This is a genomic window from Arsukibacterium sp. MJ3 (genome assembly GCF_000987765.1).
GTDB lineage: Bacteria > Pseudomonadota > Gammaproteobacteria > Enterobacterales > Alteromonadaceae > Alishewanella.
In genome coordinates, this window is record NZ_LAHP01000019.1 from 63905 (window position 1) to 76977 (window position 13073).

Consider the following 13073-nt stretch of genomic DNA (forward strand, 5'->3'; position numbering starts at 1 on the left):
CAAGTTACTGCTATTAGCAACCGTCACTTAAAATAGTAATAACTGGTTTAACAGCTGGACCAGTTGACTGAGCGTACTGGACGTAACAGTTTTCGTTGGCGGTATCACCGGTGTTTAAGCCAGCAGCATCAGCTGCAATTCGGATAGCGCCAGCGGCAGCCGTGCCAAACACAAAATCAGTTAATTCAGCTGCAGCTTTCAAATCATCCTCAGTAGCTGCAGGATAACCATAAGCAATACTAATGGCAGGATCAGTTAATGTTTCAGTAGCCGCGCTTTGTTTACCCGCAATAATAGCCTTACCATAAACCAGCGAGCTAGCAGACTCCAGCGACCCTTTTACGCCTTGTAATACTGACTTACGGGCATCACTACCAAAATCTAAAAACTTTGGGGCGGCCGTGACAGCCAGAATACCCAGAATAACGATAACAATAATTAATTCAATTAATGTAAAACCTGCTTGATTACGTTTCATAAGTTACTACCTTTGATTAAATTACAACTTAGTTATTTTTGTTTAAAAATAACGAAACCTGACCCGTCGCCGCATTGTACGAAAAGCCATTGTTACCTCCTGTATCGGCAGGTGCAGCTGACAGACCAGCTGTTTGGTGATAAAAACAAACATTTCCATCTGCCCGCACGAACAGCTGGTTAGCTGCGATAAAAGTAGTGTCAACCCGTAACCGTTGTTGAAATAAGTTATTTATTAAATACAGGCAGTCTGATGCATCAACAGACGTTACGCGGGTATTTGCTACCGGATCGCCTGACGGATAACCAATATCGCCATCTACGCCAATTTGCACCAGATCATAGTTAACAAAAGTACGTTCTGCCGAAGTGCCATTACCATCTGGCCGGCCCGACACTTCCCATTGCGCCCGCACTAATCCAACGGCCGAAGCAAAGCCACCGGCAATGCCTTCTACCGCGACATCTTCGGCGTCAGCAGTTAGGTCAATAAATTTAGGTAACGCGGTGGCGGCCAGCAGGCCAAGTATAATGATCACTATCACTATTTCGATTAACGTAAAGCCAGTTTGTTGTTTCATATTTGTCTCTCCCAAGCTCTTATTATAAATGAATATATCGTTATTTATTGTTATTGACTTATTTTCAGTCAATTTTTAGCCACCTTTGTAAGCATTTAACATATCCCACATGGGTGTAAAAATACCTAATGCCAGTAATAGCACCATGGCGGCTACTATCGCAATCAAAATTGGCTCTATTTTTGCGGTTAGGCTTTTTAAGTCAAACGCCACTTCCCGCTCATAAAAGCCCGCTACTTCAGTGAGCATTTCGTCCATTTGACCGGTTTCTTCCCCTACCGACACCATTTGTAACACCAGATTAGTAAACATATTACTCTGCTGCGATACCCGCAGCAGACTTTCGCCGCGTTCAATGCTGCGGCGCATTTCCCGGATCTTTTCACCAAGATAGTCGTTATCTACCGCTTCAGCAACTAGGCTGAGTGCCGTAGTGATCGGTACCCCGGCTTTTAACATCATCGAGAAGCTGCGGGCAAAACGCCCTAGTGTTGCCCGATTGATAATACTGCCAATAATGGGCACCTTAAGTTTCCAGCGGCCGAAGCGAAATTTACCCGCCGGCGTTTGTAAGTAAAAACTAACGCCAACAACCGTTGCAACCAGTAACACCAACAATAATGGCCAAAAATTAATAAAAAACGACGAACTGGCCAGCAACAGTTGAGTTGACCAAGGTAATTCCGCATTAAACCGGGCAAACATATTGGCAAACTGCGGTATAACAAAGATATTTAGAATAACCATGGCAACGGCCAGTGCAAACAGCACAAAAATAGGATAACGGGTGGCCTGTTTAATTTGCTTACGGGTTTCCAGCTCTTGCTCAAAATAAAAAGTTAGTTGTAAAAAGGCATCATCCAGTCGGCCGGTATTTTCACCAACATGCACCAGACTAATAATTAACCGGCTAAATACCTTCGGATGACTGGCCATGGCAACAGATAAACTGCGGCCGCTTTCTAGCTCGCTGGCTAAGGCGGTCATTACCTCGCGCACCCGAGCCGAGCCAGTGCTGTCTGCCAGACTTTTAATGGCCCGGATTATCGGTATACCCGCTTTCATTAACGAGTACATTTGGCGTGAAAAAATAATCAGCTCGGTCAGGCTTACTTTGGCTTGCCATAGTTCAAAAGTAACTGCACTACCTTGGGTAACCACGGCTTCAATACTTAACGGAATATAACGACGCTGTTTCAATATATCTGCGGCAGCGGCCTGATTAACCGCATCTAATTGGCCAGTCACTGCATTGCCACTGGCGTCACGCGCTTTATACTGGAAGCTGGCCATGATTTAGCTATCCTCTACCAAGTCAGTTGCGGCCGTTACCCGCTCGGCAACCAAGGGTTCAGTTTCCAGATATTCAGTTACCCTAATTACTTCTTCCAACGTGGTAATACCTTGCTGGGCATAATCTAACGCCATTTTACCCAGGCTAATAAAATCAGTACTGTGGTAAGCCAGGTTACTAAAACCCTCAATATCTGAACGGCGCAGGGCATCTGCTAACGGCTTGGTAATTACCAGTAATTCAAATACCCCTAAGCGGCCTTTATAACCGCTATGGTTGCAAGATTGGCAACCCACAGCTTGCCAGTAGCTTGCATGCTCATTAGCTTTTTGATGACGTAACCAGGTTAACTCCAGCTCGTCCGGTTGATGTGGTTTTTTACAGTAAGCGCACAAACGACGCACCAGCCGCTGAGCAATAATAGCGCGCAAGGCACTGGCGACCAGATAAGGTGCGGCGCCCATATCAATTAAGCGCAAGGTACTGGATACCGCATCGTTAGTGTGCAAGGTTGATAACACCAAATGCCCGGTTAACGCACCACGCAAGCCCATTTCGGCCGTTTCCTGATCGCGCATTTCACCCACCATAATAATATCCGGGTCTTGGCGTAAAGTGGTGCGCAGCACATTACTAAAGCTCAAACCAATTTTATGATTAACCTGCACCTGATTAATCCGCGGTAGACGATATTCTACCGGATCCTCAACGGTAATAATTTTACTAGAGGCTCTATTAAGCTCACTGAGTAAACCATACAAGGTAGTGGTTTTACCGGAACCGGTTGGTCCGGTAACTAAAATTAAACCATGCGGGCTTTGCACTATGCGCCGTAACCTTGCCAGCATTGGCGCCGGGATACCGGTATCTTCCATTTTAAGCAAGCCAGCTGATTGATCTAATAACCGCATTACCACCGACTCACCATACTGCACCGGCATAGTAGACATGCGGATATCAATTTTGTGTTGCTTTACGGTAATTTGAAAGCGGCCGTCTTGTGGCAAACGTTTCTCAGAGATATCTAAGCTGGCCATTAACTTTAAACGCAGCACCAATGCTGCTGCGATGCTCACTTCGTTTAAAGTACTTTCCTGTAAAATACCATCTACCCGCTGGCGGATCCGTAAGACTTTTTCATCCGGTTCAATATGGATGTCAGAGGCTTTAACTTGTACTGCATCTTCAAAAATAGAACGCAGCAACTTGGCAATAGTATTGTCGGTTTCTTCGCGGTTTTCTTCAGCTAGCAACGCATCATCGGTATCGCTGCTGTGTTCTTGTTTTAACTGAGTGGCAAAGGTTTCAATATCTTTGGTGCGCCGATACAGCGAATCAAAAGCATCCAGTAGCTGGCTTTCCCGTACTACAGCAATTTTAATTTCACGTGGTGCCAACAATGGTGCTATTTGATCAAGCACTGATAAGTCAGCGGGGTCGTTCATGCCCAATAGTACCGCGTCACCCTGGTCTTCCAGCACCAATGCCCGAAAGCGCCGGGCATGCACCTCAGCCAGTAACTGAGCCGCTTTCGGGTCTATTTTAAGCTGAGCAATATCTAAAAAAGGCACTTGCAATTGCTGAGCTAGAAACTGCAATAGCTGCTGCTCAGACAAAAACTGCATTTCAATAAGCGTAGCGCCCAGTTTGCGGCCGCTGCTTTTCTGCCGGGCCAGCGCCTGCTCAAGCTGAGACTCGGTAATAATCTGTTCGTGCACCAGCAAATCGCCTAGGCGCATTTTAAGCTTGGGTTTTTGCATACTAGGGTTCTGTTGCCTTAAGCCGTTGTTGAATAAAATCGTGACTACTTGCTGATAATGCCTGCCGTTGCTGCCAGGCCCGCTGATAATACTGATGAGCCTCAGCAGCTAAGCCAAGTTGCTCACTTACCAGCGCCGCGCCAAGGCTCCAGCGCCCCTGTTCAGGTTGCAGCTGATGTAAGCGCTGATACCAGTTATGCGCCGCAGAAAACTGTTTTAATTGCTGCAACACCGTTGCTTTAAGACCAAAGTACTCCGGCTCATTGGCCAACTGAAACTCAGCAGGTAAAAAATCCAGTGCTTGCTGCCAATTACCCTGACGAATGGCCAGTTGCGCCAACTGCATATTAATTTCAGCACTGAGTACGCCATTTTGCCGCGCCTGCAATAATACCTGGCTGGCACTAACAATTTGTTGCTGCGTTAACCACAACCGGGCCAAATTAAGATAAGCCTCAGGCTGCGCCGGCTGCTTAGCCAGAATTTGCTGCCACACCACAATAGCACCACCGGTATCGCCGGCCGCTTCGCTGGCATTGGCCAACATTCGCATATTGAGTTGGCGCTCGGTATCACTAAGCGGGGCTTTGTCGACCAAAAGCTGTGGCTGTGGTGTTACTGTCAATTGAGGTTGTGGTTGTGGTTTTAGCGGCAATGGCTCAGGGGTGCTAACCACTGTTTTCGGCTGCTTAACCATATCGGCACTGGCAGCCGCTGAAGCGGCTACTGCATTTAATGCTAGGACAATATTGGCCGGTTCCGCCGTATTCGCCAATGTCGCGGCTGGCACTGGCCTGTTGGTATGTATTGGTGTATTGGTAAGTATTGGTGTATTGGTAAGTATTGGTGTATTGGTAAGTATTAATGTGTCGGTTAGTATTGGCGCTTGTGGCAAAGCCTGAACGGTTTTCGGTTGCCAAAACCAGGCTAATATAACGCATACCATTAGCATAAAAACCAAGGTTAACACACGCCAGTTGAAGCTTACTGCCACTGGCGGCGCGGCCGGCGGTTTTGGGTTGGCGCCAATAGCATGTGGCTGGCGCTGCTCTAAGTCTTGCAGCATCTTGTTAATAACACTCATCGCTGCACCCAGGCATAGCAGGCAACACTAAATATGGCAGTAGCACCCAGCAACCAGACATAGTAGCGGCTAGCACGCTGCGTATCTTCTGTATCTAGTGCCGCAAAGCGAATATGGCGGTTGCTTACCCGACTTTTACCTTCGCCGTATGCCAGCATTAAGCCTTTATGAGCCAACAAGTTAACCAGCCGCGGAATACCCCGGCTGTAGCGGCTGATGGCGGCCAGTGCCAAGCGGCTAAACAACGCTGGCGTGGCACCAGCAATGATTAAGCGTTGCCGCACATAATAACGAATTTGCGCCGGTGACATTACCGGCAGCGTATAAGAAAACGAAATACGCTGCCTAAGCTGCCTGAATTGCTGGCTCGCCAACCGCTGATCCAGTTCAGGCTGGCCAAACAGCACCACCTGCAACAGTTTACGCCGTTCGGTTTCAAGGTTAGTTAACAGCCGCAACGACTCTAACGTGTCATCTGGCAGGGCTTGTGCCTCGTCGATAACCAAAATTATTTTTTTGCCATTTTGCGCCAGCAGAATTAATTGTCGTTGCAATAACTGTAATAACTGACTGGCGTCGATATTAGCAGAATGCTTTAGCCCAAGTTCGGCCGCTAATGCCCAGCGTAGCTCTAGCGGTGTTACGCTAGGATCTGGCAGATAGGCTAATTGCCAGTCTGCCGGTGCCTGCTTTAGCAATAGGCGACATAATAAGGTTTTGCCTGTACCCACTTCACCGCTAATTTTAATGAAACCCTCACCGGCATTTAAGGCCGTGTTTAATACCGCCAAAGCCGCGTTATGCTGGGGTAGGCCAACATAAAATTCGGTGTCTGGCGTTAATGAAAACGGCGTTTGCGCCAAATTAAAGTGGGCAGCATACATCAGCTTATTGCTCAGGATACCAATCAGTGATTAATTCGGCCGACTGCTGTATCTGTTGTTGCCAGACACCATTGCCTACCACCGTTGGTTTAAGCAAGATCACCAGTTCCTTCTTACGTTCTGTTTTAATTTTGCTGGTAAACAATTGGCCTAATAAGGGTATCGCACCCAGCACTGGTGTACGCGACACACTGTCACTGGTGACAGTTTGCATCAGGCCACCAATAACAACAATTTCACCGCTCTGCGCTTTAATTATCGTATCGGACTCACGAATATTACTTTGGGCCAACGGCAACACAATTTGCTGATCACTAAAACGAATGGTTTTGCTTTGCTCAGACGTTTCGGTAACGGAGGGATGCACATGTAAAATCACACTACCGTATTGGTCTATCTGCGGCGTAACATCTAACGCTATGCCGGAGAAAAACGGTTGCAATGAAATATTGGGCGACGTAGTAGTGGCACCGGTGCCGGCAATGGTGGTATTACTGGTGACGTCTGTCACAAAATACTCATCTTGGCCAACTTTAATAACAGCCTTTTGGTTGTTCATCGCTGTAACGCGAGGGCTGGACAGTACCTGCGCATTACCCTGAGTTTCCAGTAAATTAATCACGCCATTAAAGTCGGCATTACTAAACGAGATAGCGCTAACACCACCAATATTTGACGTTGTCGGATTAGAAGGAATAACGCCAGAAGTGGTAAAGTTAAAACTGGTAGAACCAATGCTGGCTAAGGCGTTTTGCCAGTTAATGCCTTGCTGATACTCGTCACTTAACGTTACTTCAATAATTTTAGCTTCCAGAATAACTTGGCGTTGCAATTGTTGTTCAGACCGGCCTAAAAAGACTTTAACCGCCGCTATTTCATCTGGCATGCCGCGCACCGTCACCAAGCCGGCTTGCGCGCTAACAACCACCATGCGATCCGGACCAGCACCTAACACGCCCTCAACCGCTTCTTTTAAATCACGCCAAAAATCGGTACGGCTTTCACTTTGAATCGAACTGCCATTGAACTGCTGCTGACTATTTTGCATCTGGCCACTATTATTGTTGTTACCAAACGGATTATTTTGCTGCTGATTATTGCCTCCGCTTTGATTCCCCTGATTACTATTCTGGTTGTTATTATCCTGAGATACTCCGCCTGAATTAACGGAAATAGAGGAAAAACCATTTCGCTGTAACATTAAATAATTTACCGGGATAGTCTCTGTGCGTAAACCCGCAGGATAAACCTGGTAAACCATGCCTTGCCGTCTAATGTCAAAGCCATATAACGATTGCACAATCGCCAGCGTTTCTGCCAGGGTAACTTGCTTAAGATGTAAGCTGATAGTGCCGGTAATACTGGGATGCACCACCAAACTATAAGGCGTGTCATGCACTACCGAGTGGAAAAAATCTTTCAGGGCTACCTCAGACGCAGAAATATTAAAGCGCGGCTCACTGCTAGTTGCAATGGGTGCAGGCCGGGCCAATAAATCCTGGGTAACCGCCATAGGAATTGCCAATTCAGCCCCGGGCTTTGCAACTGGCACTGGGCTCTGCAGGGCTTTTTTTGCTTCTTTAGGCCCAACAGAAGGCACAAGTGCCTGACAACCCGTTAACAGCAAAACAGTGCTAACCATACATAACGTAAAGCGATGACTATTTATCATAATTTTTTATCGTTTCATCAAGTAACTGCAAAATTCGTTGCTCATCGGCGCGGCTTAGTATAACGCTAGTGCTACTGATACCGGTAAGGGTGTAACCCTGATACTGGTCACCAATATGCAGTAAGTGACCGTTTATCGTGGCACTTTTACCTTGAATATTATGCTGGATTATTTGCAACTTTAATGAACTGCCGTTGCTAATTGCAATATTGCTATCATGGACCATCAGGTAGCCACTGGCTGGCTTGGTTGGATCGGCCTGACCAGCGAAGGCTAACGACAGCAACATGCTACAGCTGAATAAAGTTTTCATTTTCACTCACTGTAATAAACTCAATACTAATGTTGGCCAATGGATACTCCGTAACCTGATAATCTAATTGCTGCCATTGTACTAACCAAGGTAATCGTTCCAGCTCCTTCAACAATTGCTGAACATCATTATAAGCCCCGCTGACGACTAAAGTAGTTTTGTGCTGATACAACAATGGCGCCTCTTCTGCCAGTTGGCCGGCTAACACTACTGGCACTGCTGCCGAGGTAGCTAATGATTTCAGACTTAGCTGTTGGCTTTTTGCCAGGATTTCCCGCAATAGCGCCAGCATTTGATCGGCGCCAATAAACAAACTGCTTTGGCTCTGCCGCTGCACGCTCAATTCAGTTTGTTGCTGCGTAAAACTGGCTATTTCATCACGCAGCGGTTGCTCAATATCGATGGCTAATTGTTGCTGTAACAACTGCAGTTGCTGTTGCACCTGCTGCTGCTGTAACAAAAACTTTTGACGCTCTCCAATTAACTGCTGTTGTTGCTGCCAGGCCGGCTCAAGCATATACATTAATAATAACCAAAACAGTAACAGCAGCAAGCCAAAAAAAACCAACCGCTTTTCCCGAATTTGTAACGTCTGGTAGCGCTGGTTTAGTTGTTGCCAGTTAGCCATGCTCACTCTCCCTGCACGGCAATAAGCTGAAACTGCACTGCTTGTTGTTCTGGCAACTGTAATAAACGTAGCTCACTAAAGCGTTGGCCTTTAAAGTAGTCAACGTTGCGTAAGCTTTCCAACCAACCAGGTACCGCAGCAGGGACAGTCGTTAGCCCTTGCAGTTCGCTACTGTCAGGTCGCAATATAAAGTGGGTTAGCCATACACTATTTATATCGACAACAGTGAATTGCTGCAGCACCGCGCTATAAGAATATTCTGCCTGCACTTGTTGAGTAACGAGATACTGCTGCAAGGCTATTTGTTGCTCAACACGACGCTTTATTTGATCACGTTCACTTATTAACGCGTTAGCTGGCTGACGCTGCAATAGCGCTTGTTGCAATAAGCCAAGTTGCTCTTGCTGGCGAAGTAATTGTTGCTCTACCTGAGTATTACGCTGTAATTGTTGGCGTTGTTGCCATTGCAATCCGGCCCATAACACCAGGCTTGTGAGTAACACCAACGACATTGACACAAATAACGAGGACAGTGCAAAAGTTTCTTTTATGGGTTGTAAACTGGTTTGATATAAATTGATCCGCTGCTTCATGTTGCTGCTACCTCGTTGGTACTGGCAACGGCAGCAATAGCAGGCCAAAACTCATTGGTATCAAGCGTAGCTGCCCAATTAAGCGCTGGCTTAAGCTGTAAAGCCTGCACCTGCTTAAAACCAGCCCGATGAAACAATGGCACTAAATCTGTCCGCTCATGACCACTACAAAGCAAATAAATACTGCGTACTGGTGGTAGCTTTAACTGACTCTCGATGTAATCCATAGAGCGCTGAATTTCAAGCAGCAGATTGTCAAAAACACCTTGCTCTAATTCAGAGGTATTGTATTGGTGTAAGCGATTAAAACCACGCAATCGTCTGGAAAATTGCAGTTGCCCCTGGCGAATAACCTGTAACAACACATCTTGTTCCGGTTGGTGCATCAATACCAGGGCAGCATGATCAGCATATTCCAACAATTCGTGAATTAACCACTCTTCTACCAGAATTTGCTTAAGTATAAGCTTCTGCTGGTTAATAATGGCTATCAGTTGTTGTAATTGCGTTTTAGCGGCCACCACTACATTAATTTTAAGGAGTTGACCAGGTGCTGCTGGCAAATCAATATAATCAAGAACCAGGTCTTCTACTGCAATGTCGGTTAAATCTTTTACCTGCCAGGGTAACGCTGCAACAAGTTCTTGCTCAGACAATGCCGGTTTTTCAAGCTGGATAATTTGATACATAGCGGGGGGAATAATGATGGTTAGTGTCATCGTTTTACTAACTTTCGATAACACTTGTTCCAACGCATATTGCCAATTCCCCTGCGCAATGGGTTGCACAATGGCAGTGGGTTCGATGCTGTCATCTGGCAGTAGCAGCAAGTCAATAGTGTGCTGACGGATATGCAATACTGCAAAACCTGCACAGTTACTTTGGCCAAATCTGATATGTTGCATCACTTTAGCTAACATTCTAATGCTATTTAACCTTGTTATCTGTTTATAATACTGGTGTCAATTATTGCTTAGCTACCAGCCTATTATATGTTATTGCCAACCACGCCTGTTACTACCTTCTCAGCCAACTGGCAGCGGATTAATGAACCACTGCTTCATGCGAGCAACGTTGAGCTATGGTTATATTGCCCAACGACAATTGAACCTATGATATCTGGTAATAAATGGTTGAAATTACAATATCATATAAAAGAGATACAGCAACAACAATATCAAGGTTTTGTGACGTTTGGCGGCGCCTTCTCTAACCACCTGGCAGCTAGCGCCGCTGCGGCAAAATTAGCCGGTATTACGGCAACTGCCTATGTGCGGGCAGACGTGATTGATTTAGCAAATCCAACTCTGAAATATTGTTTGCAGCAGGGCATGGTGCTAATAGTTACCGACCGCCAAACCTACAGACGCCGCCAAGATGCTGATTTTCTTAAGGTTATAACTAAGCGTCATCCTAATTGTCTGATCATTCCCGAAGGTGGCAGCTCAGTTTTTGGCGCGAAGGGCATTGCAACACTTGATTTATATCATACGCCCGCAGGGCCGGCAGATGTTATTGCTACCGCAACGGCCAGTGGCGGCACCCTCGCCGGATTAATCATGGCAGAGAATATTACCACCAGGCCATTAACTGAAATAATAGGGTTAGCGGTAATAAATGATAACGCTTTGCCGCAGCATGTTAATGCGCTACTTGCTACAGAATTAACTGTAACGGTACCGTGGCGAATTGTGAAAACCGCGCCTGAACAACGCTATGCCAAATGTCCAAAAGAACATATTGATTTTTGTTGTCAATTTACGCTGCAGCACGGTATTGCCGTAGAACCTGTTTATACTGGCCGGGCATTGTATAAGTTATATCAACAAATTCAGTCAGGTGAGTTTGCTGCAGGTAGCCGTATAAGTTTTTTCCATACCGGCGGCTTACAGGGTGTAGCAGGGTTATACTATCGAAAGCTCATTAATCGGCGGCAGTATCAGATACTTTCTGGAGTAAGGGCTGGCTAAAATAAAAACCCTGCCCCCCGGCAACGCCGAGTTTTTGTAAGGTTAGCCATTCCGACGCCAGTTCTACGCCAGTACCAATGACTCTTATCCCACGCTCCGAAAAATGTGAAATTAAGCCGCGAACAAACAACTGTTGCTCCAAATGCTGATCTATATTTCGGACTACTGAAGGATGTAACTTAGCAGACTCAATCGCTAAATCATCAGCATAAGGTGGAATATCAATAGTAAGTCCTACTTGATCAACCACCAGCGAAAAACCTAAACTAAGTACTTTATCTAATATTGGCTTTAGCTTAATGTAGTAACGAATAAGATGATGCTCAGTCAGTTCCAGCGCCAATTTTGATGGGTCAAGTTGGCCAGATGTCACAAGTTGCTGCAACCATTGTTGCCAGTCTTTATTTAAAAGCGAATGCGCATTGATATTTACACTACAACGAATAACATTACGACTTTCCAATGCCCCTAACTTAGCGGCACGTAATAGCACGTATTGATCAATCTGTAAGGTTAAACCACAGCTATAGGCCATTGGCAGAAATATAGCTGCTGGAATATTTTCTCCTTGTGTAGTGTGTAACCGAACTTCAACCTCTTGTTGTAATAACTCCGGTTCCTGCCAGGAAAAAACCGGTTGAAAGCTTAAACTGAATCGTTGTTGTACTAATGCCTTGGTTAATTCAGAACGCCACCACACAGAGCCTTTAGCTGCAGGTTTTTTTTCAGGTTCAAAACCAAATGCACTGTTATGACCATATAATTGCGCGGTTCGAAGCGCCATGTCTGCTTCTGAAAGCAACTGATAAGTTGTTTGATTACGATGATAAGCAACGAAGCCTATATGGACAAAATCGGCGCTAAGATAGTTGGCAAAACAATTAGCACGCGCTAATGCAACAACCAGCACATCAGCTAAATTGGCCATTTCTTTTTCAGTAACGCCTGACAGTAATAACACTAAATCATTTTCTGATAGTCTGGCTAATATTCTGTCCGGATAGGATGCGCAGTAACTATTAACTATTTCAATACACGCTTTTAGACACGCTAACTTTTTAATTGAGGTAATATTTTGGCCGGGATGTGATAACTCAATAATAAATAAGGCTCCCGCACCTTCTTCAGAAGCATCACTCAAAAAATGTTGCAGTTTACTCTCAAAAAAAATCCGATTGCCAATAGCTAACTCATGATCTATAAGACCTTGCACCCTAACCAGATGCCGAACCTCAAGATCGCGCCGGATATAATGTAGTAGTTTGTCATTGATAATTTCTAACCGGCTATCCGGTGCCATGTCTGGTACAAAGGATAACTCTAATTTGTTTTCTAAACGTGCAATCATTTTATCTACATTTAACGCGGTGGTGTGCAGTATGCGCTGATGGCTATGCACAGCGTAAAATAGAGCTACAAAAAAAATTGCCAGAATGCCGTTTAACAATAGCCCAAGTTGCCAGTTTGCCATGTCAGGTAACTTAAAGGCTGTAACCAAAACAAATAGAATATTGGCAACTATAACCGAGGAGACCAGGATAATGATCCAGCTAGAATAATAAATTTGATTCAATAACCGTGCGAAAGACACGAGCAACTCCTTTTGACTGTCACTGCAGTGTTAACTTAATTGACTGCTTTGTCTAGAAACCAATCGTTATTTAAACTCTGACGACTAAATGCAAAAAGGCCTACCGATTAGGGTAGGCCATTGCTGTAATTGGGAGCCTGGCGGTGTACTACTCTCGCATGGCGAATGCCACACTACCATCGTCGCAGCTGCGTTTCACTTCTGAGTTCGGAATGGGATCAGGTGG

Annotated in this window: 13 protein-coding genes and 1 rRNA gene; 1 reads left to right on the forward strand and 13 read right to left on the reverse strand. The window is 45.5% G+C overall.

Going from position 1 to position 13073, the window contains the following annotated elements:
• Positions 1 to 13 precede the first annotated feature (13 nt).
• The 11 genes from VT06_RS18790 to VT06_RS17600 all read right to left on the reverse strand — a co-directional run bounded on the left by VT06_RS18790 (position 14) and on the right by VT06_RS17600 (position 10191).
• Positions 14 to 478, reverse strand: coding sequence for a prepilin-type N-terminal cleavage/methylation domain-containing protein (locus tag VT06_RS18790; protein ID WP_046554847.1), 465 nt, complete (start codon positions 476 to 478; stop codon positions 14 to 16).
• Positions 479 to 506: 28 nt separating this feature from the next.
• Positions 507 to 1058, reverse strand: a complete 552-nt coding sequence (locus tag VT06_RS18795) for a prepilin-type N-terminal cleavage/methylation domain-containing protein (RefSeq protein ID WP_046554848.1) — start codon at positions 1056 to 1058, stop codon at positions 507 to 509.
• Positions 1059 to 1133: 75 nt separating this feature from the next.
• Positions 1134 to 2351, reverse strand: a complete 1218-nt coding sequence (locus VT06_RS13525; RefSeq protein WP_046554849.1) for a type II secretion system F family protein — start codon at positions 2349 to 2351, stop codon at positions 1134 to 1136.
• A gap of 3 nt (positions 2352 to 2354) precedes the next feature.
• Positions 2355 to 4112: a GspE/PulE family protein gene (locus VT06_RS13530; RefSeq protein WP_046554850.1), complete on the reverse strand. Its 1758-nt coding sequence runs from the start codon at positions 4110 to 4112 to the stop codon at positions 2355 to 2357.
• A gap of 1 nt (position 4113) precedes the next feature.
• Entirely contained in the window at positions 4114 to 5196 is a 1083-nt protein-coding gene (locus tag VT06_RS13535) for a lipopolysaccharide assembly protein LapB (RefSeq protein WP_046554851.1), read from the reverse strand.
• Positions 5193 to 6080: an ExeA family protein gene (locus VT06_RS13540; RefSeq protein ID WP_046554852.1), complete on the reverse strand. Its 888-nt coding sequence runs from the start codon at positions 6078 to 6080 to the stop codon at positions 5193 to 5195. The genes VT06_RS13535 and VT06_RS13540 overlap by 4 nt, the downstream gene beginning before the upstream one ends.
• A gap of 4 nt (positions 6081 to 6084) precedes the next feature.
• The gene (gene mshL / locus VT06_RS13545; protein WP_235357434.1) at positions 6085 to 7593 is read right to left on the reverse strand and encodes a pilus (MSHA type) biogenesis protein MshL; all 1509 of its coding nucleotides are present in this window, start codon (positions 7591 to 7593) and stop codon (positions 6085 to 6087) included.
• A gap of 148 nt (positions 7594 to 7741) precedes the next feature.
• Entirely contained in the window at positions 7742 to 8065 is a 324-nt protein-coding gene (locus VT06_RS13550; RefSeq protein WP_152659028.1) for a hypothetical protein, read from the reverse strand.
• Positions 8043 to 8693 carry a hypothetical protein gene (locus VT06_RS13555; protein ID WP_046554855.1) on the reverse strand — a complete coding sequence of 217 codons (651 nt, stop codon included), beginning with the start codon at positions 8691 to 8693 and terminating at the stop codon, positions 8043 to 8045. The genes VT06_RS13550 and VT06_RS13555 overlap by 23 nt, the downstream gene beginning before the upstream one ends.
• Positions 8694 to 8695: 2 nt before the next feature.
• Entirely contained in the window at positions 8696 to 9286 is a 591-nt protein-coding gene (locus tag VT06_RS13560; protein ID WP_046554856.1) for a PilN domain-containing protein, read from the reverse strand.
• A complete protein-coding gene (locus tag VT06_RS17600) occupies positions 9283 to 10191 on the reverse strand; it encodes a hypothetical protein (protein WP_152659029.1) in 909 nt (302 codons plus the stop codon). Before VT06_RS17600 ends, VT06_RS13560 begins: the two co-directional genes overlap by 4 nt.
• 87 nt (positions 10192 to 10278) lie before the next feature.
• Here VT06_RS17600 and VT06_RS13570 point away from each other — a divergent pair, with 87 nt between their 5' ends.
• The gene (locus VT06_RS13570; protein WP_052750278.1) at positions 10279 to 11256 is read left to right on the forward strand and encodes a 1-aminocyclopropane-1-carboxylate deaminase/D-cysteine desulfhydrase; all 978 of its coding nucleotides are present in this window, start codon (positions 10279 to 10281) and stop codon (positions 11254 to 11256) included.
• Here VT06_RS13570 and VT06_RS13575 read toward each other — a convergent pair.
• Positions 11210 to 12847: an EAL domain-containing protein gene (locus tag VT06_RS13575; RefSeq protein WP_046554857.1), complete on the reverse strand. Its 1638-nt coding sequence runs from the start codon at positions 12845 to 12847 to the stop codon at positions 11210 to 11212. The two genes, VT06_RS13570 and VT06_RS13575, sit on opposite strands and share 47 nt — an antisense overlap.
• Positions 12848 to 12982: 135 nt before the next feature.
• Positions 12983 to 13073, reverse strand: a 5S ribosomal RNA gene (rrf, locus tag VT06_RS17605); the annotation flags it as partial.